Annotated in this window: 19 protein-coding genes, 1 pseudogene and 2 riboswitches; of the genes and pseudogenes, 16 read left to right on the forward strand and 4 right to left on the reverse strand. The window is 70.4% G+C overall.

The window, feature by feature from the left end; translation table 11 throughout:
• The 7 genes and pseudogenes from ACE3QP_RS16820 to ACE3QP_RS16850 form a co-directional block, all read left to right on the forward strand.
• Positions 1-213: pseudogene (locus ACE3QP_RS16820) on the forward strand (hypothetical protein); the annotation flags it as partial.
• A gap of 206 nt (positions 214-419) precedes the next feature.
• Entirely contained in the window at positions 420-5,549 is a 5,130-nt protein-coding gene (locus tag ACE3QP_RS16825) for an alpha-2-macroglobulin (protein ID WP_374437644.1), read from the forward strand.
• Between the two features lie 133 nt (positions 5,550-5,682).
• Positions 5,683-7,404 (forward strand): MFS transporter, encoded by a 1,722-nt coding sequence (locus ACE3QP_RS16830; protein ID WP_374437645.1) that lies wholly within the window; start codon positions 5,683-5,685, stop codon positions 7,402-7,404.
• A gap of 7 nt (positions 7,405-7,411) precedes the next feature.
• A complete protein-coding gene (gene pbpC / locus ACE3QP_RS16835; RefSeq protein ID WP_374437646.1) occupies positions 7,412-9,658 on the forward strand; it encodes a penicillin-binding protein 1C in 2,247 nt (748 codons plus the stop codon).
• Positions 9,659-9,702: 44 nt separating this feature from the next.
• Positions 9,703-10,602: a TIGR02285 family protein gene (locus ACE3QP_RS16840; protein ID WP_374437647.1), complete on the forward strand. Its 900-nt coding sequence runs from the start codon at positions 9,703-9,705 to the stop codon at positions 10,600-10,602.
• A 59-nt stretch (positions 10,603-10,661) separates the two neighbouring features.
• On the forward strand, positions 10,662-11,591 hold the full coding sequence (locus tag ACE3QP_RS16845; protein WP_374437648.1) for an alpha/beta hydrolase: 930 nt from the start codon (positions 10,662-10,664) through the stop codon (positions 11,589-11,591).
• The gene (locus ACE3QP_RS16850) at positions 11,588-12,445 is read left to right on the forward strand and encodes a GNAT family N-acetyltransferase (protein WP_374437649.1); all 858 of its coding nucleotides are present in this window, start codon (positions 11,588-11,590) and stop codon (positions 12,443-12,445) included. Before ACE3QP_RS16845 ends, ACE3QP_RS16850 begins: the two co-directional genes overlap by 4 nt.
• 5 nt (positions 12,446-12,450) lie before the next feature.
• Here ACE3QP_RS16850 and ACE3QP_RS16855 read toward each other — a convergent pair whose 3' ends face one another.
• Positions 12,451-12,756: a DUF4936 family protein gene (locus tag ACE3QP_RS16855; RefSeq protein ID WP_374437650.1), complete on the reverse strand. Its 306-nt coding sequence runs from the start codon at positions 12,754-12,756 to the stop codon at positions 12,451-12,453.
• The gene (locus ACE3QP_RS16860) at positions 12,753-13,622 is read right to left on the reverse strand and encodes a folate-binding protein YgfZ (RefSeq protein WP_374437651.1); all 870 of its coding nucleotides are present in this window, start codon (positions 13,620-13,622) and stop codon (positions 12,753-12,755) included. Before ACE3QP_RS16860 ends, ACE3QP_RS16855 begins: the two co-directional genes overlap by 4 nt.
• 66 nt (positions 13,623-13,688) lie before the next feature.
• Here ACE3QP_RS16860 and mltG point away from each other — a divergent pair, with 66 nt between their 5' ends.
• The 7 genes from mltG (at position 13,689) to ACE3QP_RS16895 (ending at position 18,506) form a co-directional block, all read left to right on the forward strand.
• Positions 13,689-14,684 (forward strand): endolytic transglycosylase MltG, encoded by a 996-nt coding sequence (mltG, locus tag ACE3QP_RS16865; protein WP_374437652.1) that lies wholly within the window; start codon positions 13,689-13,691, stop codon positions 14,682-14,684.
• On the forward strand, positions 14,681-15,295 hold the full coding sequence (tmk, locus tag ACE3QP_RS16870) for a dTMP kinase (RefSeq protein WP_374437653.1): 615 nt from the start codon (positions 14,681-14,683) through the stop codon (positions 15,293-15,295). Before mltG ends, tmk begins: the two co-directional genes overlap by 4 nt.
• A gap of 2 nt (positions 15,296-15,297) precedes the next feature.
• Positions 15,298-16,326 (forward strand): DNA polymerase III subunit delta', encoded by a 1,029-nt coding sequence (holB, locus tag ACE3QP_RS16875; protein WP_374437654.1) that lies wholly within the window; start codon positions 15,298-15,300, stop codon positions 16,324-16,326.
• Positions 16,327-16,331: 5 nt separating this feature from the next.
• Entirely contained in the window at positions 16,332-16,721 is a 390-nt protein-coding gene (locus ACE3QP_RS16880) for a PilZ domain-containing protein (RefSeq protein WP_374437682.1), read from the forward strand.
• 30 nt (positions 16,722-16,751) lie between these two features.
• Positions 16,752-17,546 (forward strand): TatD family hydrolase, encoded by a 795-nt coding sequence (locus tag ACE3QP_RS16885; RefSeq protein WP_374437655.1) that lies wholly within the window; start codon positions 16,752-16,754, stop codon positions 17,544-17,546.
• Positions 17,540-18,205 (forward strand): ankyrin repeat domain-containing protein, encoded by a 666-nt coding sequence (locus tag ACE3QP_RS16890; protein WP_374437656.1) that lies wholly within the window; start codon positions 17,540-17,542, stop codon positions 18,203-18,205. The genes ACE3QP_RS16885 and ACE3QP_RS16890 overlap by 7 nt, the downstream gene beginning before the upstream one ends.
• Positions 18,206-18,281: 76 nt before the next feature.
• Positions 18,282-18,506, forward strand: coding sequence for a hypothetical protein (locus ACE3QP_RS16895; RefSeq protein ID WP_198109251.1), 225 nt, complete (start codon positions 18,282-18,284; stop codon positions 18,504-18,506).
• A gap of 174 nt (positions 18,507-18,680) precedes the next feature.
• Here the strand turns inward: ACE3QP_RS16895 and fdhF are convergent, their stop codons facing one another.
• Together fdhF and ACE3QP_RS16905 are read right to left on the reverse strand one after the other, a co-directional pair.
• Positions 18,681-21,350: a formate dehydrogenase subunit alpha gene (gene fdhF / locus ACE3QP_RS16900; RefSeq protein ID WP_374437657.1), complete on the reverse strand. Its 2,670-nt coding sequence runs from the start codon at positions 21,348-21,350 to the stop codon at positions 18,681-18,683.
• A gap of 73 nt (positions 21,351-21,423) precedes the next feature.
• Entirely contained in the window at positions 21,424-22,044 is a 621-nt protein-coding gene (locus ACE3QP_RS16905) for a GNAT family N-acetyltransferase (protein WP_374437658.1), read from the reverse strand.
• A 30-nt stretch (positions 22,045-22,074) separates the two neighbouring features.
• Positions 22,075-22,175: riboswitch (glycine riboswitch) on the forward strand.
• A 15-nt stretch (positions 22,176-22,190) separates the two neighbouring features.
• Positions 22,191-22,305, forward strand: a riboswitch (glycine riboswitch).
• 58 nt (positions 22,306-22,363) lie between these two features.
• On the opposite strand from ACE3QP_RS16905, the gene gcvT reads away from it, so the two are divergent.
• Both gcvT and gcvH read left to right on the forward strand, forming a co-directional pair.
• On the forward strand, positions 22,364-23,500 hold the full coding sequence (gcvT, locus tag ACE3QP_RS16910) for a glycine cleavage system aminomethyltransferase GcvT (protein ID WP_374437659.1): 1,137 nt from the start codon (positions 22,364-22,366) through the stop codon (positions 23,498-23,500).
• 29 nt (positions 23,501-23,529) lie between these two features.
• Positions 23,530-23,904, forward strand: coding sequence for a glycine cleavage system protein GcvH (gcvH, locus tag ACE3QP_RS16915; RefSeq protein ID WP_374437660.1), 375 nt, complete (start codon positions 23,530-23,532; stop codon positions 23,902-23,904).
• Positions 23,905-23,947: the final 43 nt, after the last annotated feature.

Below are 23,947 nucleotides of genomic sequence, written 5' to 3' on the forward strand. Positions count from 1 at the left end.
AAGAACGACGGGTTGCTGCGCCGGAACTGGCTCAAGGGCAGCCTGGGCGACGCAATGCATGCCTTGTTGTGCGGTGCCGGGCACAACCTGCGGCTGATCCTGGCGCACCTGCGGGTGCTTTTGCTGGCCTTGTTCGGCGTCGTGGCACTGGCCGAGTGCGTGCTCAGCTCGCGATTAGCGCCCGACCCAATGGTGCCAGTCGGCGCGAACTGAGTTGTTCAGGGCCGACCAGGTAGCTGTCGCCGCGCTTGGTGCAAGCGCTGCAATTGGGTTTCGATCTGTGCATCCAGTTCGGCCAATTGCTGGCAGGTCCCTGACTGTTGGTCAAACCGCCCGGCCCTGATCCCCCGATTCAACGGCCCCAGCCGGGGCCGTTGTCTTTGCCGCCCCACAATGCCGCCCGACTCATGGGAGAGCACATGGACGGCAAAAAACAATTGATTGGCGGTCTGTTGGTGGTGGCGGCTCTGGCCGGCGCCGTGCTGGGGCTTCGTGCCCTCGAAACGCGCGGCCCTACCGCAACCCAGGCGCAGGCCGGTGGCGGCACGATGGAGTTGCCCCCAGACGCCCCCTTTGCCGCCCATGAATGCGCGGTGCGCCCCTTCGACGAGCGGCCCGCCCTGGCGCTGAGCTTCACGCAACCGCTGGATGCCAAGAGCGAGATCGACAAGCATGTGCGCGTGCTGGACCTCGGCCCCACGCAGGGGCAGGACGGCGCCGAGCAAGGCACGCAGGCCGCCAAGGCGCCGGTGCAGGCGCAAGGCCAAGCGGTGGAGGGCCGCATCGTGCAGGGCAGCTGGACGCTGGGTGAGAACCCGCGCTTTGCCTTCTTTCCGAACATCCAGCCGCAGCGCCGTTACCGCATCGAGGTGGCGGCCACGCTGAAGTCCATCGACGCCAAACCCGTGGCCGCTGCCAAGAGCTGCGAGCTGGCGATCGAGTCGACCCCCCCGGCCTATTACTTCGCCAGCCGCGGCACGGTGCTGCCGGCCGGCCAGAACGGCGGCCTGCCCATCGTCACCATCAACGTGCCCGAGGTGGACGTGCAGTTCCTGCGCGTGCTGCCGCAGGCCCTGCCGCGCTTCCTGGAGCGCGTGGCCGGCGGCCAGAGCCGCGGCGAGGGGGAGGGCGAGGGCGAGTACTACGAAGGCGACTACGGCGGCGGTGAAAGCAGCCTGAAGGGCAGTGCCACGGGTTGGCAGATCGACCAGTACAAGGCCATCACCGAGCCGGTGCATCTGGCTCGCTATCAGACTGAAGCGAAGCCCGAGGCTCGCCGCGTCAGCTTCCTGCCGGTGGAGCACATCAAGGAACTGCAGCAGCCCGGCGTCTACATCGCCGTGATGAGCGAGCCCGGGCGCTTTGGCAAGCAGTACCAGGTGAGCCATTTCTACGTCAGCGACATCGGCCTGCAACTGCAGCGCCAAGGCGGCGGCATGAGTGCGTTTGCCACCTCGCTGAAGAGCGGCAAGGCGCTGGGCGATGTGCGGGTGGAGCTGCTCGATCAACACGCCCGCGTGCGCGCTGTTGCGCCGGTGGATGGCGATGGCCATGCCCGCTTCCCCGCCGTGCCGGCCGACGCCGTGCTGGCCGTGGCGCGCCGCGGCAACGAGATGAGCGCGCTGCGCCTGGGCGAGACCGGCCTGGACCTGAGCGAGTTCGACATCGGCGGCCATGCCTCGCGCAATGCCAAGCTGTTTGCCTACGCCGGGCGCGACCTGTATCGCCCCGGAGAGCGGTTCACGCTTTCGGTGCTGGCGCGCGACCCCGACGGCAAGCTGCTGCCGCCGCAACCCATCGCCGTGACGCTGAAGCGCCCCGACGGCCGCACGGTGAGCCAGGAAAGCTGGCAGCCTGACCCCAAGCGCCCCGGCTACTTGCAGCACGCGGTGCAGCTCAGCGCCGATGCCCAGACCGGCCGCTGGACGGCCGAGCTGCGCCTCGACCCGGCCGCCACCGAGCCCATGCACAGCTGGAGCTTCCAGGTGGAGGAGTTCCTGCCTGAGCGCATGAAGCTCGAACTGAAGAACGAGGCCCAGGTGCTGGCCCCGGGCGAAGACTTTGTGGTCGCCGTGCAGGGCGACTACCTCTACGGCGCCCCGGCCGCCGGCAACCGCCTGATCGTGCAGGCCGCCGCCGAGCGCCAGCGCGAGGCCCTGCCCAAGGCCTGGCCGGGCTTCTACTTTGGCGACTTTGCCGACGATGGCCACAAGAGCCGCCAGCAGGTCAGCGACGAGGCGTTGGACGACGAAGGAAAGGCCCAGATCACCCTGCCGGTGCCGGCCGAGGCCAAGAGCCCGATGAAGGTGCTGGGGAGCTTCAGCCTGCTGGAGTCGGGCGGCCGGCCGGTGGTGCGCTCGATCGAGCGGCAGGTCTGGCCCGCCGCGCAATTGATCGGCATCCGCCCGCTGTTCGACAGCGAGGTGGCGGGCGAGGACAGCAAGGCCGGCTTCGAGCTGATCCGCGTGGACCCGCAGGGCAAGCCACAGCCGTTGAAAGGCATCAAGCTCAAGCTGCTGCGCGAAGACCGCCAATACCACTGGCGCTTTGACGAGAACCGCGGCTGGCAGAGCGGCTTCATCGAGACCGATGAGCTGGTTCAGAGCCAGAGCCTGGACCTGGCCGCCACCCGTACGCCCCTGCTGCTGCCGGTGAAGTACGGCCGCTACCGCCTGGAGCTGCAGGACCCAGCCACGGGTCTGGCGGCGCGCTACCGCTTTTACGCCGGCTGGGGCGCACAGGAAGCCGAACGCCTGGGCAACCGCCCCGACCGTGTACAGCTGCAGTGGGTGAAGGCGCCGCTGCAGGCGGGCCAGAGTGCCACGCTGAAGATCAAGCCCCCGCACGACGGCGAAGCCCTGGTGACGGTGCAAAGCGGCGACGCGCTGCTGTGGACGAAGCGCATCAGCGTGTCGGCCAGCGGCTCGGAGGTGCAGATTCCCATCGACACCAAGCCCGAGTGGGCGCGCCACGACCTCTACGCCACCGTCACCGCCTTCCGCCCCGGCAGCCAGGGCGACCGCGTGACCCCGGCGCGCGCCGTGGGCCTGCTGCACCTGCCGCTGGCGCGCGAGGACCGCAAGCTCAAGATCGCCCTGCAGGCGCCGGCCAAGACCGAGCCCGAGCGCAAGGTGCCGGTGAAGATCAAGGTGGAAGGCGCCCCGAAGGAGGCCTGGGTCACCGTCTCCGCCGTGGATGTGGGCATCCTCAACATCACCCGCTACGCCACGCCCGACGCCTTCGACTTCTTCTTCGGCAAGCACCGCTTCGCGCCTGAATGGCTGGACCTGTACGGCAAGCTGATCGAGAAGATGGACGGCCAGCTGGCGCGCCTGAAGTGGGGTGGCGACGCCGCCGCGCGCGACACGCAGAGCTTGCCCAAGAAGGTCAAGCTGGTGGACCTGTTCAGTGGCCCGGTGAACCTGGACGCCAAGGGCGAGGCCACGGTGATGCTGGACATCCCCGATTTCAACGGCACGCTGCGGCTGATGGCCGTGGCCGCCAACGGCGAGCGCTACGGCAAGGCACAGGCCGAGCTGGTGAGCGCCGCGCCCATCGTGGCCGAGCTGAGCACGCCGCGTTTCATCGCCCCGGGTGACCAGGCGCAGATTGCGCTGGACGTGACCAACCTCAGCGGCCAGGCGCAGACGGTGAATGTGGCCATCGAAGGCGCCGCACCGCTCAAGCTCGGCGGCAATTCGGCGCCGCTGCAGCTGAAGGACAAGCAGCGCCAGATCCTGCGCTTCCCGGTGGAGGCGAACGGCCCCTATGGCTTGGCCAAGATCACGCTGAACGTCAGTACCGCCAGTGGCATCAAGCTCAAGCGCGAGAGCTGGCTGCAGGTGCAGCCGCCGTACAGCATGGAACGCGAGGGCCGACGCCTGCGTCTGGCCCAGGGCGAGAGCACGCGTCTGGACACCAGCCTGATCCAGCGCTTCCACCCCAGCAGCAGCCAGGTGTCGATGAGCGTCAGCGACAACCCGCCGCTGCACATCGGCAAGCTCGTGCAGGGCCTGCTGGACTACCCCTACGGCTGTCTGGAGCAGACCACCAGCGCGGCCTACCCGCATCTGTTCGTGGACGAGGCCGCGGCCAAGGCCTGGGGCCTCAAGCCGCGCACGCTGGCCGAGCGCCAGGCGTTCGTGGAAGGGGCGCTGGGCCGCATCGCCGGCATGCAGGCCAGCAATGGCGGCTTCACCCTGTGGGGCAGTGGCTCTTACTACGAGGGTTACATCAGCGCCTATGTGCTGGGCTTCCTGCAGGACGCCAAGGCGGCCGGCTTCAAGGTGCCCGAGAGCCTGCAGACCCGCGCCATTCAGTGGATGCAGGGCGAGCTGGCGCAGGCGCCAAACCGCTTCCCCGGCCTGCCCAAGGAGCTCAAGTTCGATCTGTTGACCAAGGGCAATGCCGCCAGCTTCAACTGGCGCGATTACGAGCTGGTGCGCGACAGCCACCGCCGCTTTGCCGAGCTGGCCCACATCGGCTACCAGCTCGCGCGCGAGCAGAAGGCGCCGCTCTCGACCCTGCGCTACCTGCACGACAACGTGCGCGACCGTGCGCGCTCGCCGTTGCCGTTGCTGCACCTGTCGGCCGCGTTGAAGCTGATGGGCGACGAGCGCCGTGCCAAGGAAGCGCTGGACGACGCGATGAAGCGGTCCTACGGCATCCTGCCGCGCGACCTGCCCGGCTACTGGTGGAGTGAATGGCTGGGCGACTACGGCTCCGCCGTGCGCGACTACGCCATGGCCTACGCGCTGATGCATCGCCACGAGCTGCAGCACCCGCAGCGCGAGCAGCTGCTGTTCGACGCCGCCGACCGCCTGGGCAATCGGCACTGGAGCAGCACGCAGGAAAAGATCGCGCTGGTGCAGGCCGCCCGCGCGGCTGGTGGCCTGAAGCGCGAAGGTCCGTGGACCGCGCTGCTGAAGGCCGGTGAGTCCAGCCAGGCGCTGGAAAGCCGCAGCACCGAGATGCGCACGTATGAGCCGGCCCAGATCGCCGCCGGCGTAAGCCTGAGCAACAGCGGCGCCAGCCCGCTCTTCGTCGAGCTGGAAGGCAGCGGCTTCCCGCTGCAGGCGCCGACCTTCCGCGACGATGTGATCGAGCTGAGCCGCCAATGGCTGGAGGCCGATGGCCGCGCCTACAACGGCCGCACGCTGAAGGTTGGCGAGATGCTGCTGGTGCGCGTGCAGGCGCGCAGCAAGACGGCCATCAAAGACGCGCTCATCGTCGACCACGTGCCGGCCGGGCTGGAGATCGAGAACCTCAATCTCAGCCAGGGCGGCGTCGAATCGATGGTGGCCAACGGCCAGCAGCTGCTCGAAGCCGCGCAGGATCAGCGCATCAAGCACCGCGAGTTCCGCGACGACCGCTACGTGGCTGCCGCCGAACTGGGGCCGGACTGGGTGACGGTGTACTACCTGCTGCGGGTGGTGAGCCCGGGCCGCTTCACGGTGCCGGCACCCTTTGCCGAAGACATGTACCGCCCCGAGCTGCGCGGCGTGGGCCGTAGCGGCGGCACGGTGGTGATCGAAGACCTGCGGCGCTGATCCACCGGGCGGGCCAGGCCGGGGCAAGGAGCCCCGGGCAAGCCCGCCCCATCCAGCCCCGGGCGCCGCCCGAAAATTGCGTCTTTCGCGCCTCGCGCGACAGCACTTCAGCGGCCCTTGCCGCACCTTCCCGATGCTTCCCAATCTGCTCGCCACCCGCAAAGGCCGCCTCGCGGCCTTTTTTGCGCTCTATGTCACCGAGGGCATTCCGCTTGGCTTTGCGGCCACGGCGGTGGCCTATTACCTGCGCAAGCTCGGGGTGGGCCCGGCGGAGATCGGGGCCTTTGTGGGTTCGTTCTACCTGCCTTGGGCCTTCAAGTGGGCCTTCGGCCCGCTGGTGGACGTGTTCCGTTCGCGGCGTTTCGGCCACCGCCGTGCCTGGATCCTGGGCACGCAGTTGGTGATGGCGGCCACGCTGGCGGTGCTGGTGGGCGTCAAGCTGCCGGACCAGCTCTGGCTGTTCACCGCCATCCTGCTGGTGCACAACACCTTTTCGGCCATGCAGGACGTTGCCATCGACGCGCTGGCCTGCAACACCTTGCAGGAAGACGAGCGCGGCCTGGCCAATGGCCTGATGTTTGCCGGCGCGGCGGTGGGTCAGGCCATCGGCGGCAGCGGGGTGCTCTTCCTGGTGCCCTACACCGGCTTCCAGGCCACCTACTTCTTCGTGGCGCTGGCCATCCTCAGCGTCACCGGCCTGGTGGTGTGGCCGATGAAGGAGGCGGTGGTGCAGGCCGCCGGTCAGGCGGCGGACCAGTTTGGCGAACAAGCGCGCGGCCTGCGCAAGGCCGCCGCCGAAATGAAGGCCTTCTCGGTCGAAGCCTTCAAGTCGTTCTTGGGTACGCGTGGCGCCTTTGCCGGCGTGTGGTTCTCGCTCTTGCCGGCTGGCGCCATGGCACTGGGGCTTTCGCTGCGCTCCAGCCTCTCGGCGGAGTTTGGGCTGGACGAAAACCAGACGGCGCAGCTCGAGTTCTGGAGCAATCTGATCTCCGCCGTGGCCATGGTGGCCGGCGGTTGGCTGTCCGACAAACTGGGCCGGCGCAGCACCCTGTTCGTGTACCTGGGCTTGATGAGTCTGCCGGCGGTGTACATGGCCTATGTGCTGGAGCGCCAGGGCTATGTGATGCCGCGTGCGCCCGGTAGCGCACCGGTGGATGCGGTGCTGGTCAGCGCGCTCTGGGCCACCACGCTGGTCTACAACTTCTTCCTGGGCCTGATGTACGGCACCCGCTCGGCCATCATGATGGACGTCACCAACCCCAAGGTGGCGGCCACCCAGTTCACCGCTTACATGGCGCTGGCCAATCTGGCCATCGCCTACAGCGCCACCTGGCAGGGCGCCGCGGCCGAGGCCGTGGGCTACCCCAAGACGCTCTACATCGACGCGGCGGTGGGCCTGCTGAACCTGGTCGTGTTGCTGTGGATCCGCCCGCCCAAGGCCGGCGAGGAAGGTCCGGATTCAGCCGCCCGCCGTGCGCGCTGGGTTTGCTGGGGCCTGACGGCGATCTGCCTGGCCTGGTGGGCCTTCCACTTTGCCGGCAGCCATCTGGGGGCGGCGCAGGGCATCGTCAACACCTTCTTCACCGTGGGCTTCGTGGCGGCGGCCCTGGTGTTGCTGGCGGCCTGCGCACTGCTGGCGCGCGAGGCCGCGCTGCGCGTGGCGCCCTGGGTGGCGCTGGGCCTGCTGCTGATCTATGCGCGCAATTTCCCGGCCCCGCTGGGCCGCTGGACCGGGGTGGGCACCGAGACCATGCAGAACCTTCTGGGCTACCTGACCCTGGGCGTGACCCTGGTCGCCGCCCTGCTGCTGCTGCGCCTGGCGCGCCACCGCTGGGGCGAGCTGACGCAGGCATGAAGCCGGCATGACCCGCGCGCGCCGGTGGGAGCTGGCGCTGGCCACCCTGCTGGCCCTGCTGCTGGCGCTGGACCTGCTGTTCCCGCCCCCGCTGCCGAAAGAGCAGGCCGGGGCCGGCCAGGGCCTGGTGGTGCTGGCGCGCGACGCCAGCCCGCTGCGCGCCTGGCCCAGCCGCGATGGCGCCTGGCGCCAGCCGGTGCAGTTGGAGGAGGTCTCGCCGCTCTATCTGCAGGCCCTGCTGGGCTATGAGGACCAGGCCTTCTACGGGCACCCCGGCGTCAACCCCTGGGCGCTGGCGCGGGCGGGCTGGCAGTGGGCGCGCGCCGGGCGCATCGTCTCGGGTGGCTCCACGCTCACCATGCAGGTGGCGCGCATCCTGGAGCCGCGCCTGGCCGAACGCAGCGTGCGCGCCAAGGCGCTGCAGATCCTGCGCGCGCTGCAGTTGGAACTGCGCCTGTCCAAGCGCGAGATCCTGACCCTCTACCTGAACCATGCGCCGATGGGCGGCATCGTTGAGGGCGTGGAGATGGCCAGCCGCCTCTACCTGGGCCGGCCCAGCCGCACGCTGAGCCACGCCGAAGCCGCCTTGCTGGCCGCCTTGCCGCGCGCGCCCACCCGCCTTCGCCCGGACCGCGCCGCCGCCAGCGCCCAGGCCGCCCGCGACCGTGTGCTGGCGCGCCTGCAGGAGCAGGGCATCTGGGACGCGCAGACCGTGGCCGAGGCCCGCCAGGAGCAGGTGGCAGCGGCTCCCTTGCGCGCGCGCTGGCTGGCCCCGCTGGCGGCCGAGCGCCTGCGCCGCCAGGCGCCGCTGGCCGAGCGCCGCGCCGGCCGCGTGCTCAGCACCCTGGACCCCGAACTGCAGACCGGCGTGGAACGCCTGCTGGCCGACCGCGTGGCCAGCCTGCCGGCCAAGGTCTCGATGGCCGCCCTGGTGCTGGACAACGACAGCCTGGAGGTGCTGGCCTACGCCGGCAGCGCCGACTTCAGCGACCCCAGCCGCGCCGCCCATGTGGACATGGTGCGCGGCGTGCGCTCGCCCGGCAGCACGCTCAAGCCCTTTCTGTACGCGCTAGCGTTGGACGACGGCCTGATCCACTCCGAAAGCCTGCTGGTGGACGCGCCGCAGAGCTTCGGTGGTTATGCGCCGGGCAATTTCCAGGCCGATTTCGCCGGCCCGGTGAGCGCGGCCGAGGCGCTGCGCCGCTCGCTCAATGTGCCGGCGGTGGACCTGCTGGAGCGCCTGGGCCCCGAGCGCTTTGCCAGCCATCTGCGCAGCGCCGGCCTGCGCCTGCGCCTGCCCAGCCGCCAGGCCCAGGCCAACCTCAGCCTGATCCTGGGTGGTGCCGGCACCACGCTGGAAGAACTGGTGGGCGCCTACCGGGCGCTGGCGCGCGGTGGCCTGGCTGGCCAGCCACGCCTGCACCCGCAAGCCCCCCGGCGTGAAACCCGGCTGATGAGCGAGGGCGCGGCCTTCATCGTGCGCGAGATCCTGGAAACCGGCGGCCAGCCGGGGCGCCCCTTCCAGGAACAGCCGCGGCGCCTGGCCTGGAAGACGGGCACCAGCTTCGGCTTTCGCGACGCCTGGGCCGTCGGGGTGACGCAGCGCTTCACCGTGGGCGTGTGGGTGGGCCGGCCCGATGGCACGCCCAACCCCGGCCACTTCGGCGCCAACACCGCCGCGCCTCTGCTGCACGAGCTGCTGGCCGTGCTGCCCGAAGACCAAGGCCCGCGCCCCGCGCCGCCCGCCACGGTGGGGCAGGCGCTCATCTGCTGGCCGCTGGGCGGCCTGGCCAGTGCCGCCGCCCCGACCGACTGCCTTGAGCGCCGCAGCGCCTTTTTGCTGCAGCACAGCGCCCCGCCCACCTTGCCCGACCGTCTGGACCCCAGCCCGCTGCGCCAGGAACTGCCCTGCGGCGTGTGGCTGCGCTGGCCGCTGGCGCTGGCGCCCTGGCTCAGCGCCGAGCAGCAACCCCCGCCTGCACCGCCCTGCGCCCGCGCCCAGGCGCGCGCCTGGCAGCTCGAAGGCCTGGACGACGGCGCCCGCCTGCGGCCCACCCCCGGCCAGGCGACGGTGAAGCTGGCCCTGCGCACCCTGGGGCAGGGCGGGGCGCTGTACTGGCTGCTGGACGATCGCCTGGTGGCGCGCGGCCCGGTGGGCAGCGCGGTGCAGCTGGAGCTCACGCCGGGGCGTCACCGGCTCAGCGTGGTGGACGAGGCGGGGCGTTTTGAGCACCGGCGCGTCGAGGTGCGGTGAGCGGGCTTCGGGCATCATTGGCCCTTCAGATTGCCAGGCCAGCCATGGGCATCCGACCCTCGTCCACTCTCAAGCGCGCCCTGCGGCTGGTGTGGGCCGCCTGGCTGCCACTGGTGGCGCATGCACAGCCGGAGCTGAGCTGGTTCGTGACGGATTGGCCGCCGCTCTTCATCTTCGCCAAGGGCCAGCCACCCAGTCAGCCGGCCGATTTGGGCGAGGGGCAGGTCGACCGAGTGATGGCGGAGCTGATCGCACGCTTGCCCGCTTACCAACACCGCTTTGAGGCGCTCAATTCGCGCCGCCTGTGGCGTGCTATGGCCGAAGGTCGGCCGCTGTGCAGCGCAGCCGCACTCAAGACGCCCGAACGCATCGCGCTGGCTTACTTCACGCCGCATCTGCGGGTGGCACCGCCGGTGCTGGTGGTGCGGGCCAAGGGTGCGGAGCGGTACCTGGGTGCGGACGGTCGTGCCTCGCTGAAGGCCTTGCTGGAGCGGTCCGATCTGCGCGGCAGGCTGGAAGTCGATCGCAGCTATGGCTCCCAACTGGATCCGTTGCTGGTCGGCTCGCGGGCGCTGCCGCGCGACTCCACTTCACGTATCGGCCAGATGGCCGAGATGGTGGCGGCGGGGCGTGTTGACTACACGCTGGACTTCGCACACACCATCGAATACCTGCGCCGTCAGGGCCGTCTGCGCGAACCCTTGGCCGCGCTGCCGTTGCAGGAGGCTGGTGATTGGGGGCTGGGCTATGTGGCCTGCCCGCGCACGCCCTGGGGGCTCGCGGCCATCACCGCCATTGACCTGGCGATCCGCCAGGCCGCTGCCTCGCGCAGCTACCGCGAGGCCTACATTCGTTGGTTGCCGGAACCCCTGCGCAGCCAGCAGCAGCCGCAGTTCGAAGCCTTCTACGACGCCCGCGCCCTGGGTGGCCCGCAGATCGAGTGAGCCCGGAGCGCGCGGCCGCACAATGCGGCCCCGCTTTTGCACCTGGATCCCACCCCGCCATGCTGACGCCGCGCATGGCCGAACTGCTGGCCCGCATCCACCGCGCCAACCGACCGGCCTACCACTCGATGAGCCCGCAACAGGCGCGGATCGCGTACCGGATGGGGGCGGAGATCCTCGACCTGCCGCGCGTGCCGCTGGCGCGCGTGGAGGAGCTGCACTTGCCCGGCCCCGCGGGAGCGCTGGCAGCCCGGCTCTATGCGCCCAGTGCGGCGCGCCTGCCAGTGCTGCTGTACCTGCACGGCGGCGGCTTCACCATCGGCGACCTGGAAACCCATGACAGCCTGTGCCGCCAGTTCGCGCTGCGCGCCGGTTGCGCCGTGCTGGCGCTGGATTACCGCCTGGCCCCCGAGCACCGCTTCCCCGCCGCCGTGGATGACAGTTTTGCCGCGCTGCGCGGGCTGCCGGCCCTGGCCGAGACGCTGGGGCTGGACGGCAGCCGCCTCGCGGTGGGGGGCGACAGCGCCGGCGGCACGCTGGCGGCGGTGTGCGCGCTGATGGCGCGCGACGCTGGCCTGCCCCTGGCCCTGCAGCTGCTGATCACCCCCGGCACCTGCGCCCGCGCCGACACGGAAAGCCACGCGCGCTTCGCCAAGGGCTATCTGCTCGACGCCGAGGCGATCGCCTGGTTCTTCGCCCACTACATCGAGGATGCCGACAAGGACGACTGGCGCTTCGCCCCGCTGCATGCCCAGGACCACGAAGGCCTGGCACCGGCCTGCGTGATCCTGGCCGAGGCCGACCCGCTGGTGGACGAAGGCCTGGCCTACGCCGACACCCTGCGCGCCGCTGGCGTGCCGGTGGAGCTGGAGCTGTACCGCGGCGTCACGCACGATTTCATCAAGATGGGCCGCATGATTCCCGAGGCCCTGAGCGCCCAGGACGTGGCCGCCCGGGCCCTGCGCGAGGCCTTTGGAGACCGCCGATGAGCTTCCGCCATTCCGAAACCCTGCGCGTGCGCTGGAGCGAGGTCGATGCCCAGGGCATCGTCTTCAACGGCCACTACCTGAACTACCTGGACACCGCCAGCAGCGGCTACTGGCGCATGCTGGGCCTGCCGTACCCCAGCGCCTTCGAGCGCCTGGGCGCCGACCTGGTGCTGCGCAGCACCGAGCTCGACTTCCTGGCGCCCGCACGCTTCGACGAGGTGCTGCAGGGTCGGCTGCGCTTTGTCGAGGCCGGCCGCACCAGCCTGCGTTTCGAGGCCGAGTTGCTGCGCGGCGCGCAGTGCCTGCTCAAGGCCCGGTTGCGCTATGTGATGGTGGGGCGCGAGGGGGCCACGGCGCTGCAACCCGTGCCCGTGCCCGAAGGCTTGCGCGCCGCGCTGCAGGCCTTTGAGGCGGGCGAGCCCATGCTGGCCGTGCAGGTAGGCGGCTGGGCCGAGCTGGGGGCGGACGCCCAGCCGATCCGCCAGGCGGTTTTCGTGCGCGAGCAGGGCATCCCGGCCGATCTGGAATGGGACCAGGCCGACCCCGCGTGCACGCACGCGGTGGCCTACAACCGCCTCGGCCAGGCCCTGGGCACCGGCCGCCTGCTGGAGCATGTGCCGGGCACGGCCAAGATCGGCCGCATGGCGGTGCTGGCCGCCGCGCGCGGCACCGGCGTGGGCGCCCAGGTGCTGGAAGCCTTGATGCAGGCCGCGCGCCGCGAGGGCTACCGCCAGGTGCTGCTGCACGCCCAGGCCAGCGCCGTGGGCTTCTACCGCCGCGCCGGCTTTGCGCCGCGCGGGCTGCCGTTTGAAGAGGCGGGCATCGAGCACCAGGAGATGCTCAAGACCATCTGAACAGGTCAGGTGCGGAAGGTCTCGACGAAGACCTCGCGGTGGCGCTCCTGCGCCAGCTCGGCCATGGCCCGCGCCACCATGGCCTCGGCATCGGCCATCTGCTGCGGGCTCTGGCCGCTGTAGCTCTCCATCCAGGTCATGCGCTCCTCGGGGCGCTCGCTCAGCACCAGGTGCACGCCCGGCACGGCCTCGGCGGCCTGGCGGGCGGCGGCGCGCCAGCGCCCGCGCCAGGCCTCGGCCTCCTGCAGATCGAGCTTGAAGTAGACGTGCAGGCGCACCGGGCTGGCCATGCGGGGGGTGGCGGCGCTCACTCCGGGGCCTTCACGGCATAGGGCAGGGCGGCGCGCTGCAGCGTGCGGCCATCGGCCAGCTGCAGCACGGCCTCCGACTCCCAGGCGGCCAGCTGCACCTCGGCAAGCACGCCGGCCTGGTTTTCCCAGCAGGCGCCCATCACCACCTCGCCCACCGGCTGCTCGCGCTCGGGCCCGGCAAACAGCTCGCTGCCCGGCGCCGCGCTGGCGCCCAGCAGCAGTTGGGTACGGCGCTTCACGGTGCCGCGGTACTGGCTGCGCGCCACCACCTCCTGGCCGGGGTAGCAGCCCTTCTGGAAGTTCACGCCGCCCACCAGCTCCCAGTTCAGCATCTGCGGCACGAAGTGCTCGGCGGTGGCGCTGCGCACCCAGGCCAGGCCGGCGTGCAGCTCGCTCCAGTCCCAGGCGGCGCGGGGCAGGGCGGCACCGTCCAGTTCGCCCAGGTGCAGGGCGCGCGGCTGGCCCAGGGCATCGGGCAGGCGCACGAAGCCGGCCCGGTGGCCCCAGACGGGCAGGTCCGCCGGCACCTGGGCACCCAGCACGGCCAGCAGCGGGGTTTCGTCGCTGGCGTCGCGCACCTTGGCCTTGGCGCGCAGCACGAACATCGACAGGCGCTTGGCCAGCGCGGGCGCGAGCTCGCGCGGCAGCAGCAGCGCAAAGGCCTCGGGGCCCTCGCGCAGCAGGATGAAGTTGGCCATCAGCCGGCCCTTGGCCGAGCAGTAACCGGCCAGGCGGGCCTGGTCGGCGGGCAGATCGCTGACCGATTGGGTCAGCTGGCCATGCAGGAAGGCGCCTGCATCCGGGCCTTCGGCGCGGATCAGACCCCAGTCTTCGAGGCGGCAGGCGCCATGGGGGAGGGTGCTCATGCCGGCATTATCAGAAGCGCCCCAAGCCCATAGGCCGGCGCCGGCCATGCCAAACTCCGCGCCCCCATGAAACGCCTCTTGCTTCTCCTCCTGCCGCCGCTGCTGCTGGCCCTGGCCGCAGCCGCCCTGGCCTGGCAGTGGTGGCGCGCGCCGCTGGGCCTGAGCCAGGACACGGTCGAGCTCACCATCGAGGCCGGCAGCAGCCCGCGCCAGGTGGCCCAGGCCTGGGTGGCGGCCGGCGTGCAGACGGACGAGCGCCTGCTGTGGCTGGGCTTCCGGCTCAGCGGCCAGGCGCGCCTGATTCGCGCCGGCAGCTATGCGCTGGAGCGCGGCGACAGCCCGGAGCGCCTGCTGCAGAAGATGGTGCGCGGTGAGGAGCAGCTCGAATCGCTGGCGCTGATTCCGGGCTGGACGATGCGCGAATTGCGTGGCGCGCTGGCCCGCGCGCCCGGGCTGCGCCAGACCCTCGGCGCGCTCAGCGACGCCGAGCTGATGGCCCGCCTGGGCGCACCTGGTCAGGCTGCCGAAGGCCGCTTCTTCCCCGACACCTACCGCTACGGCCGCGGCGTCAGCGACCTGACCGTGCTGCGCGAGGCCCACCACGCGCTGGAGCGCGAACTCCTCAAGGCCTGGGCGCTGCGGCCGCAGGACAGCGTGCTGAAAACGCCCGAGGAGGCGCTGATCCTGGCCTCCATCGTCGAAAAGGAAACCGGCCGGGCGGCCGAGCGCGCTCGAATTGCCGCCGTGTTCCACAACCGCCTGCGCGCAAACATGCCGCTGCAGACCGACCCGACCGTCATCTACGGCCTGGGCGCGGCCTTCGACGGCAATCTGCGCAAGCGCGATCTGCAGGCCGACACCCCCTTCAACACCTACACCCGGCGCGGCCTGCCGCCCACGCCGATTGCCCTGGTGGGGCGCGAGTCCCTGCGCGCCGCCGTGCTGCCCGAGCGCAGCAGCGCCCTGTACTTCGTGGCGCGCGGCGATGGCAGTTCCGAGTTCAGCGCCACCCTCGAAGACCACAATCGCGCCGTGCAGCGCTACCAACTCAGCAAGCCGTGACCCGTCCCCTTTTCATCAGCTTTGAAGGCATCGACGGTGCCGGCAAGTCCACGCATCTGGAAAGCACCGAGGCACGCCTGCGCGCGGCCGGCGCCAGCGTCTGCCGCAGCCGCGAGCCCGGCGGCACGCCGCTGGCCGAGACCCTGCGCGAGATGGTGCTGAACCAGCCCATGGCCCCGCTGACCGAGGCCCTGCTGGTGTTCGCCGCGCGCCACGAGCATTGGCTGCAGGTCATCCAGCCCGCGCTGGCCGCCGGCCAGGTGGTGCTGTGTGACCGCTTTGCCGACGCCAGCTTCGCTTACCAGGGTGGTGGCCGCGGCGTGGCTTGGGCTCAGCTGCAGGCGCTGGAGGAATGGACCGTGGCCGGCCGCACCCCCGACCTCACGCTGTGGTTCGACCTGGACCCCGCCGAAGCCGCGCGCCGCCGTGCCGCGGCGCGGAGCGCCGACCGCTTCGAGGCCGAAGACCTGGACTTTTTCTCCCGCGTGCGCGCTGCCTACGCACGTCGGCTGGATGAGCAGCCCCAGCGGTTCGAGCGCATCGACGCGGGCCAGAGTCTGGACGGCGTGGCCGCGCAACTGGCGGCCGCCTTGCAGCGCCGCGGCTGGTGAGCATGAGCAGCCTGCCGATCTTTCTGCAACCCGCGCTGGCGCGCGCCCTGGCCCTGGGGCGCGCCCATGCGGTGCTGCTCAGCGGCCCGGCGGGTCTTGGCCAGCTGGAACTGGCGCGCGCCCTGGCCCAGGCCTGGCTGTGCGAAACCCAGTCCGCCGGTCAACCAGCCTGCGGGCGTTGCCCCTCCTGCCATCTGGTGGAGCAGGGCAGCCACCCGGACCTGCGCTGGCTGATGCCGGCCGCCCTGCGCGTCGAACTGGGCTTCGAGGAAGCCCCGGGCGAGGGCAAGGCCAAGCCGAGCAAGGAAATCCGCATCGACGAAGTGCGCGGCCTGCAGAGCTTCACCCAATCCACCAGCGGCCGGGGGCAGGCCAAGGTACTGGCCATCCACCCCGCCGAGGCCATGAACACCGTGGCCGCGAACGCGTTGCTCAAGACCCTGGAGGAACCAGGGAGCGCGCTGCGCTTCGTGCTCAGCTGCGGCGCGCCCGAGGAGCTGCTGCCCACCATCCGCTCGCGCTGCCAGACCCTGAGCCTGGGCGTGCCCGAGCCCGCGCTGGCGCTGGCCTGGCTGCGGGAACAGGACCTGGGCGAAGCCGATGCGACGGCCTTATTGCGCCTGGCCGGTGGCCGGCCCGGCCAGGCCCTGCAGTGGGCCCGCGCCGGCCTGAGCGCCGACCGCCTGGCCGAGCTGCCGCAGCTGATGCTGCGCGGCGAGCTAGGCGGCTGGGAAGCCCTGGGGCCGACGCTGGTGGTCGACCTGCTGGGCCGGCTGGCGCACGACCAGTTGCGCCGCAGCCACGGTCAGGAGCCGCTCTACTTCAGCGCCGCGCACCTGCCGCCGCCCACCGCCAGTGCACGCCTGCAGCGCTGGGCCACCGAGCTGCGCGAGGCCCGCGCCAAGGGCGAGCACCCCCTGGTGCCCGGCCTGTGGATGGAGAGCCTGGCAGCACAGGCACAAAGAGCCCTGAAATCCGATGTTCGGCCCGCTGCTGCCGACAAAAGGCCCGCACTACACTCGACGCCGTGAGCGACATCCCAGCCAAGCCCCAAGCCGCCGCCCTGGCCCAAGCCGCCTCCGCCCCCGGTCGCGGCGGTGTGATCCAGCTTGTGTTCAAGGAGAAGGGCGCGCTCTATGCCGCCTACATCTCCCTGTTCGCCGATGGCGGCCTGTTCGTGCCCAGCACGCGGGAATACAAGCTCGGCGAGGACGTGTTCCTACTGGTCTCGCTGCCCGACGACGTGGCCCGCTACCCGGTGGCCGGGAAGGTGGCCTGGATCACCCCGCCCAACGCGGCCGGTGGCCGCACCCAGGGCGTGGGCGTGCGCTTCCCGAACGACGAGAAGACGCGCCAGGTCAAGCACAAGATCGAGGAGCTGCTGGGCACCAGCATCTCGTCGTCCAAGCCCACCCAGACGCTCTGAGCGCCGCGGCCCCAGTCGGGCCGGCTAGCCATGTTCATTGATTCCCACTGCCATCTGAGCTTCCCGGAGCTGCGCGAGCGCCTGCCCGAATTGCTGACTGCCATGCGCCAAGCGCAGGTGCAGCAGGCGCTTTGCATTTGCACCACGCTGGAGGAATTCCCAACTGTGTTGGGCCTGGCCGAGCAGCATGAGGTGCTGTGGGCCAGCGTGGGTGTGCACCCAGACAACGAGGACGTGCTGGAACCTAGCGTTGCCGATCTGTTGCGCCTGGCCGCGCATCCCAAGGTGCTGGCCATCGGCGAGACCGGGCTGGACTACTACCGCCTGAATGGCCGCAGCGTGGCCGAGATGGAATGGCAGCGCGAGCGCTTTCGTGTCCACATCCGTGCCGCCAAAGCCTGCGGCAAGCCGCTGATCGTGCACACGCGCAGCAGCGCGGCCGACACCTTGGCGATCCTGAAGGAGGAGGGCGCCCAGACGGTGGGCGGTGTCTTCCATTGCTTCACCGAAGACCAGGCCGTGGCCGCTGCCGCGGTGGATCTGGGTTTCCACATTTCCTTCAGCGGCATCCTGACCTTCAAGAACGCCGAGGATCTGCGCGCGGTGGCCGCTTCCTTGCCGCGCGAGCGTGTGCTGATCGAGACCGACAGCCCCTATCTGGCGCCGGTGCCGTACCGCGGCAAACTCAACCAGCCGGCCTACGTGCCCCATGTGGCCACCCAGCTCGCGCAGATTTGGGGGGTGCCGGTGGAAGAGGTGGCGGCCCTCACCACGCGCAACACCCAGCGACTGTTCCGCCTGCCGGAGCCCGCCGCCGCATGCTGAAGCGCCGGCTGACCCTGCTGTGGGCATTGGCGCCGCTGGCAGCCAGTGCCCAGCAGCAGGACCCGCTGCGCGAGTTCTTCCGCATGATCGAGCTCGACAGCCGCAGCGCGGTGCTGGAGGCCTTGCTGCGCGGCATGGACCCGAACGTGCTGGCACCCAACGGCCAGCGCCCCTTGCACTGGGCGCTGATGCACGAGTCCGGCCAGGCCCTGGATGGCTTGCTGGCCGACCCGCGTACCGATGTCGAGGCCGAGAACGCCAGTGGCGAGCGGCCGCTGATGCTTGCGGCCCTGCGCGGCCGCTTGGCCTGGGCTCAGCTTTTGGTGCGGCGCGGCGCCGCGGTAGAGCCCAAGCGCGGGCGGAAGACCTGGGGCGCGCTGCACTACGCCTGCAGCGGACCGGGTCAAGGCGTCAGCGCCTGGCTCCTGGATCAGGGGGCCGACATCAACGCCCGCAGCGAGAACGGCAGCACGCCGCTGATGATGGCCTTTGGGTACGGCAGCCTGGACAGCGCCGATGTGCTGCTCAAGCGCGGGGCGGACACCACGCTGCGCAACGACCTTGGCCTGGACGCCTGGGACTTTGCCCGCAAGGCCGGCCGCAGTGACGCTGCCCAGCGCATGGGCCTGCGCCCGACAGGCGTGTCAGAAAAACCCTGACAGCGGCTTCGGCCGCCAGCGACTGGCCGCGCCTGCGGCAGCTCCCTAGAGTGCAGCCATCACTTTGGAGATTGCCATGGCGCACACCGACTTCAGCCCCATCGACGCCTTCACGCTGCTGGTCGACCCGGATCGCGTGGCCCAGGCCGTCGCCCATTCCGAACGCCTGGCGCGTCTGCGCCGGCGCGTGTGCCGCCCGCTCGACAAGCCGCTCATTCCCACCGTGCACCGCACCAGCGTGTGGGACGACGACGAGGATTGGGATGCTCAGGCTGGCGCGGCAAGCGACGAGGCGCATTGACGCAGGTTTCGACTCCAGTTCCCTGCGTATTTGACGGCCCTGCGGGGCCGTCTTTTTGCCCGCCATAAAGCCGACAATGTGCATTATGTGAACCGCTAAAGTCGTCGAACGGGAAGCTCACCGGAGCCACCCAAAAGTCTCCCCACGACCTGCCACGGCCCCGCGGCCATCCCATCAGTCCGGCACCCGCTCGAGCTGCACCGCACAGACCTTGTATTCCGGCGCATGCACCCAGCGGTCCCGCTCCGAGCTGGTGAGCCGATTCAGCAGCACCGCAGGATCGTGGAATGTGGCGAAGAGCTGCCCGGGCCGCAGCCGCGCATCGATGCGCAGCGGCAACTCCGCACTGCCACGCCGGCTGCGCACGCGGACGCGCTCGCCCTCGCGCAAACCCAGGCGCTCGGCGTCGGCGGCGCAAAGATCCAGCGTGTCGGTGGGTCGCATCGACTGCACCGCGCTGGCGCCGCTCATGGTCGCGGCGTTGAACTGGTAAAGGTTCCGGCCGGTGCTGAGCAGCCAGGGGTAATCGGCGTCACAGACTTCGGGCGAAGGCCGGTAGTCGAGCGGCCGCAGGGTTGTACGCACGCCGTGGCCAAAGCGCTCGGCGTGCAGCAGGCGGGTCCCCGGATCGTCTTCGTCGCGGCAAGGCCATTGCAGACCACCCCGATCGAGCCGCGCGTAGCTCAAGCCGGCGCCATCAGGCCAGACCTGGCGCACCTCATCCCAGATCGCCTCAGCGCTGGCGAACTGCATGCCCTCGCCGCGCCCCATGCGTGCGGCCAGCGCACCGAGGATCTGCCAGTCCGGCAGCGACTGGCCGCGCGGCCGCAAGGCCGCCCGCACGCGCTGCACGCGCCGCTCGGCATTCATGAAGGTGCCTTCCTTCTCGAGCGAGCTGCAGGCCGGCAGGAATACATGGGCGAAGCGAGCCGCGGTCTCGTTCAGATAAAGGTCCTGCACCACCAGCAGGTCAAGGCGCTCCAGCGCCTGCCAGCTGCGCTGGCTGTCCGGCAGGCTGAGCGCCAGGTCGTAACCCAGCACCAGCAGGCCGCGCACGCGCCCTTCTTCGGCGGCATCCAGCATCTGCATCAGGTTCATGCCCGGGCGCTGCGGCAGCGCCCGGCCCCAGACCTGCTCGGTTCTGGTGCGTCCGGCCTCGATGGCGATGCCGCCCGCCAACGAGCCCGGCTCGCAGCCCATGTGCGCCGAGCCCTGCACATTGTTCTGGCCACGCAGCGGGTTCAGGCCGGCACCGGGCTGGCCGATCTGGCCGCACAGCAGCGCCAGGTTGATCAGCGCCATCACGCCCTCGGTGCCCTGGCCGTGCTCGGTCATGCCCAGGCCATGGAAACACAGCGCCGGCCGCGTCCCGGCATACAGGCGCGCGGCGTGGCGGATGGCCTCCGCCTCCACGCCGCAGATCACCGCGGCGCGCTCCGGCGTCCACTCACGCACCGAGGCAGCGAAGGCCTCCAGCCCATCCACCCGCCGGGCGATGAAATCACGATCGTGCAGGCCCTCGGCCAGCACCACCTGGGCCATCGCCAGAAGCAAGGGCAGATTCGTCCCAGGCCGCAGCGCCAGATGCACGCTGGCCAACTCGGCCAGTTCGGTGCGGCGCGGGTCAATGACGATGGCCTGCGCCGCACCGCGCCGCAGCTGTTGGCGGATGCGCGCGCCCACCACGGGATGGTTCTCGTTCGGGTTCGCACCGGCCACCAGGAACAGGCGGGTGCGCTCGATGTCGTCGTAGGAGCTGGTGGCGGCACCGGTGCCCAGCAGGGTCTTGAGCGCGGCGGCCGAGGGCGCGTGGCACACGCGGGCGCAGCAATCAACGTTGTGCGTGCCCAGCACGTGGCGGGCGAACTTGGCGGTGAGGTAGTTGTCCTCGTTCGTGGCGCGGGCCGAGCCCAGCACGCCCAAGCTGTCGGCGCCGTGCGCGGCCTGCAGCGCCAGCAGGCGGCGCGCCACCTCGTCCAGGGCCTCGTCCCAGCTGCAGGCTTCCCAGCCGCCTTCGCGCCTGAGCATGGGCGTGAGCACACGGCGCGACGACTGCGCAAAACCCTGGCCGTAGCGGCCCTTGACGCACAGATGCCCCTTGTTGACGGGCGCCGCCAGCACCGGACGCACGCCCACAACCTGCTCATCCACCGTGCCCAGTTCCAGCTCGCAGCCCACACCGCAGTAGGAGCAGACGCTGCGCGTCCAGCGCTCGGCGCGCTCGGGCTGCAGGCCGCCGGCGTCAACCAAGGCCGCCGTTGGGCAGGCGTCCACGCAGGCGCCGCAGGCCACGCAATGGCTGGCCCCCAGGCTGCCACCGGAGTCCGGTACCAGCTGCACCCCCTCGCCGCGGCCCAGCTGGTGCCAGACATCCTGCCCCTGCAGCTCATGGCAGACGCGCACGCAGCGCTGGCAGCTGATGCAGCGCGCCAGGTCGACGTGGATCAACGGGTGGGAGTCATCCACGCGACTGCCCTGCCCGCTCGGCGCAATGCCTTGGGCGCGCAGCGCCTGGTGCAAGGCCTTCTGCGGGTGGCGCTCCAGGTCCTCGGTGCGGCAATGCGCGCCCAGGGCTTCGAGCCATTGGTGGCGGTAGGCCTGCAAGGCGGGGCTGTCGCTGCGCACCACCAGGCCTTCGCTCACCGGCAAGGCGCAGCTGTTGACGGGATCGTGCTGTCCTTCGATCTCGACGCTGCAGAGGCGGCAACGCGGCGCAGGCGGCAGGCGCGGGTCATGACAGAGCGCGGGCGGCGCATGGCCCAGACGCTGCAGCACCTCCAGCACCGACTCGCCCGCCCGGGCCTCCACCGCCTGTCCATCGATCCGGATCGTCACCGTCTGCATGCGCCCTCCTGTTGAACCTGACAAGCATCGCGCCTTGGCGCGGGTGCGCCTTGTGGCGCGTCAAGCCCCTCGCTCAAGACGCGTCCGGGCGGTCCCGCGGCACCGCCAGCAGGTAGCTCGCCAGATCGGCGCCGCCCAGTGGGCGCACCATCACGCGCACCCGCTGGCTCAGCAGGCCTATCGGGATGCCTTCGCGCAAGCGCACGTCCTGGTAGCCCAGGCGCCGCCAGAAGGCTTCGGCCCGCGCATTGCCCAGCACCACGCCCAGGCGCAGCCAGCGCGCGCCCTGCCCCTGGGCGTGCGCGGCCCAGGCGTCAAACACCCGGCCGGCCAGGCCTTTGCCGTGCTGGCGTGCGTCAATGAGGAAGAGGCCGATGTGCCAGACCCCCGGTGCCAGCAGGTCCTCAACCCAGTTCAGATAGCCGCGCCAGGCTCCGCTCTCGGCATCCAAAACCGCCAGGTGGCGCACGGGCCCCTGCGGCCAGTCGGCCGGCGGCCGCTCCTTCAGCTCGCTAAGTGCCTCGCCGGGCAGCCAGTCGCGTCCGGCCACAAGGCGGCTGTAGTCCGGGTTGGCTTCCAGAAAGCGCTGGAGTTCATTGGCATCGGCGCCATCGATGGGCACGCCGAACCAGCCGGGCCCCGTCAACAACTTGGCGCGGCCGGTCCAGTCAGGCGGAGAAAAAGTTTCGTTCATGCGCACAGCTTAGATCCGCACCCCTAGAATCCGCGCCGCTCAGGAGAGAGCCCGTGACGTTGGCGGGCCGCCGAAGGCGCAGGCGTCCGCAAGGATGCCGAACGCTCAGGCAAAAGGACTGGGTAAACCCGGGCGCTGCGGCGCATGGGTTCCGAGCTGGAGAGAGGCGCGCTGGTCGTTGCAGACGACGGGCCGCCCACCGAAGGGGCAAGCGGGGAACATTCCGCCAATCTCTCAGGTAAAGCGGACAGCAAGGGCAAGCCGGGTTGATTCCTCCACGGGAATCGGCCATCGTGATGACTTGTCCCAAGGATCCGCCATGAGCTCCACTCCTCTTCTGAAGACCCCGCTGCACGCGCTGCACGTTGAACTCGGCGCCAAGATGGTGCCCTTCGGCGGTTATGACATGCCGGTGCAGTACCGCGAGGGCATCCTCGCCGAGCACCGCCACACCCGCACCGCCGCTGGCTTGTTCGATGTCTCGCACATGGGTCAGCTGCGCCTGGTGGGTGCCGATGCCGCCGCCGCGCTGGAGACCCTGGTGCCGGTGGACATCGTCGACCTGCCCGTCTTCAAGCAGCGCTACGCGCTGTTTACCGATGAGAGTGGCGGCATCCTGGATGACCTGATGGTCTGCCGCCGCCCTGATGACCTGTTCGTGGTGGTGAACGCCGGCTGCAAGGTGCAGGACACCGCGCACCTGAAGAAGCACCTGAGCGGCCGCTGCGAGGTCATCGAATGCCCTGAGCGCGCACTGCTGGCGCTGCAGGGCCCGCAGGCGGTCACCGCGCTTTCGCGTCTGGCGCCTGGCGTGGAAAAGATGGTGTTCATGGACGGCGGCTTCTTCAAGATCGAGGGCTTCGAGGCCTTCATCACCCGCAGCGGCTACACCGGTGAAGACGGCTACGAAATCTCGATCCACGAGCGCGACGCGATGGCCGTGGCGCGTTTGCTGCTGGACCAGCCCGAAGTGAAGCCCATCGGCCTGGGCGCGCGCGACACCCTGCGCCTGGAAGCCGGCCTGTGCCTGTACGGCCACGACATCACCACCACCACCACACCGGCCGAGGCCGCGCTGACCTGGGCGATCCAGAAGGTGCGCCGCAGCGGTGGCGCGCGCGCCGGTGGCTACCCGGGCTATGCGGTGATCGACCCGCAATTGCCCAACACCCAATCCAGCCCCAAGCCGGCCACGCGCAAGCGCGTGGGCCTGGTGTCGAACGAGAAGATGCCGGTGCGTGAGGGCGCCAAGCTGGTGGATGGCGCCGGCAACGAACTCGGCGCCGTCACCAGCGGCACGCTGGGCCCCACGGTCGGCCACCTGGTCGCCATGGGTTACGTGGCCAGCAGCCACGCCGCCCTCGGCACCGAAGTGTTCGCCCTGGTGCGCGACAAGCGCGTGCCCATGACGGTGGCCGCCATGCCCTTCGCACCCCATCGCTATTTCCGCGGTTGATCCATTCCCATCTTTCAAGGAGCGCTCCCATGACCATCAAGTACACCCCCGACCACGAATGGATCCAGGTTCACGGCGATGGCACCGCCACCGTGGGCATCACCCACCACGCGCAGGACGCGCTGGGCGACGTGGTGTTCGTGGACCTGCCCGAAGTGGGCAAGAGCTTCGCGCCCAAGGAGATCGCCGGCGTGGTCGAGTCCGTCAAGGCGGCGGCCGACGTCTACATGCCGATCACCGGCGAGATCGTCGAAGTGAACGAAGGGCTGCGCGCCGACCCCTCGCTGGCCAACAGCGACCCGCTGGGCGCGGGCTGGTTCTTCAAGGTCAAGATGGCCAATGCCGGCGAGCTGGATTCCATGATGGACAGCACCGCCTACGACGAACTGCTCAAGAACAGCTAAGCCCCGCCCTGCTCTTCTCGGCCCGCTCTGGGAGCGGGCCGAG

Source organism: Inhella sp., assembly GCF_041912635.1.
GTDB lineage: Bacteria > Pseudomonadota > Gammaproteobacteria > Burkholderiales > Burkholderiaceae_C > Inhella.

What these genes read in the sequence shown, in the direction of transcription:
- ACE3QP_RS16825 (WP_374437644.1), top strand. Translation starts at nt 420, where the DNA reads ATGGACGGCAAAAAACAATTGATTGGCGGTCTGTTGGTGGTGGCGGCT.
- ACE3QP_RS16830 (WP_374437645.1), top strand. Translation starts at nt 5,683, where the DNA reads ATGCTTCCCAATCTGCTCGCCACCCGCAAAGGCCGCCTCGCGGCCTTT.
- pbpC (WP_374437646.1), top strand. Translation starts at nt 7,412, where the DNA reads ATGACCCGCGCGCGCCGGTGGGAGCTGGCGCTGGCCACCCTGCTGGCC.
- ACE3QP_RS16840 (WP_374437647.1), top strand. Translation starts at nt 9,703, where the DNA reads ATGGGCATCCGACCCTCGTCCACTCTCAAGCGCGCCCTGCGGCTGGTG.
- ACE3QP_RS16845 (WP_374437648.1), top strand. Translation starts at nt 10,662, where the DNA reads ATGCTGACGCCGCGCATGGCCGAACTGCTGGCCCGCATCCACCGCGCC.
- ACE3QP_RS16850 (WP_374437649.1), top strand. Translation starts at nt 11,588, where the DNA reads ATGAGCTTCCGCCATTCCGAAACCCTGCGCGTGCGCTGGAGCGAGGTC.
- ACE3QP_RS16860 (WP_374437651.1), bottom strand. Translation starts at nt 13,622, where the DNA reads ATGAGCACCCTCCCCCATGGCGCCTGCCGCCTCGAAGACTGGGGTCTG.
- mltG (WP_374437652.1), top strand. Translation starts at nt 13,689, where the DNA reads ATGAAACGCCTCTTGCTTCTCCTCCTGCCGCCGCTGCTGCTGGCCCTG.
- holB (WP_374437654.1), top strand. Translation starts at nt 15,298, where the DNA reads ATGAGCAGCCTGCCGATCTTTCTGCAACCCGCGCTGGCGCGCGCCCTG.
- ACE3QP_RS16885 (WP_374437655.1), top strand. Translation starts at nt 16,752, where the DNA reads ATGTTCATTGATTCCCACTGCCATCTGAGCTTCCCGGAGCTGCGCGAG.
- ACE3QP_RS16890 (WP_374437656.1), top strand. Translation starts at nt 17,540, where the DNA reads ATGCTGAAGCGCCGGCTGACCCTGCTGTGGGCATTGGCGCCGCTGGCA.
- ACE3QP_RS16895 (WP_198109251.1), top strand. Translation starts at nt 18,282, where the DNA reads ATGGCGCACACCGACTTCAGCCCCATCGACGCCTTCACGCTGCTGGTC.
- fdhF (WP_374437657.1), bottom strand. Translation starts at nt 21,350, where the DNA reads ATGCAGACGGTGACGATCCGGATCGATGGACAGGCGGTGGAGGCCCGG.
- ACE3QP_RS16905 (WP_374437658.1), bottom strand. Translation starts at nt 22,044, where the DNA reads ATGAACGAAACTTTTTCTCCGCCTGACTGGACCGGCCGCGCCAAGTTG.
- gcvT (WP_374437659.1), top strand. Translation starts at nt 22,364, where the DNA reads ATGAGCTCCACTCCTCTTCTGAAGACCCCGCTGCACGCGCTGCACGTT.
- gcvH (WP_374437660.1), top strand. Translation starts at nt 23,530, where the DNA reads ATGACCATCAAGTACACCCCCGACCACGAATGGATCCAGGTTCACGGC.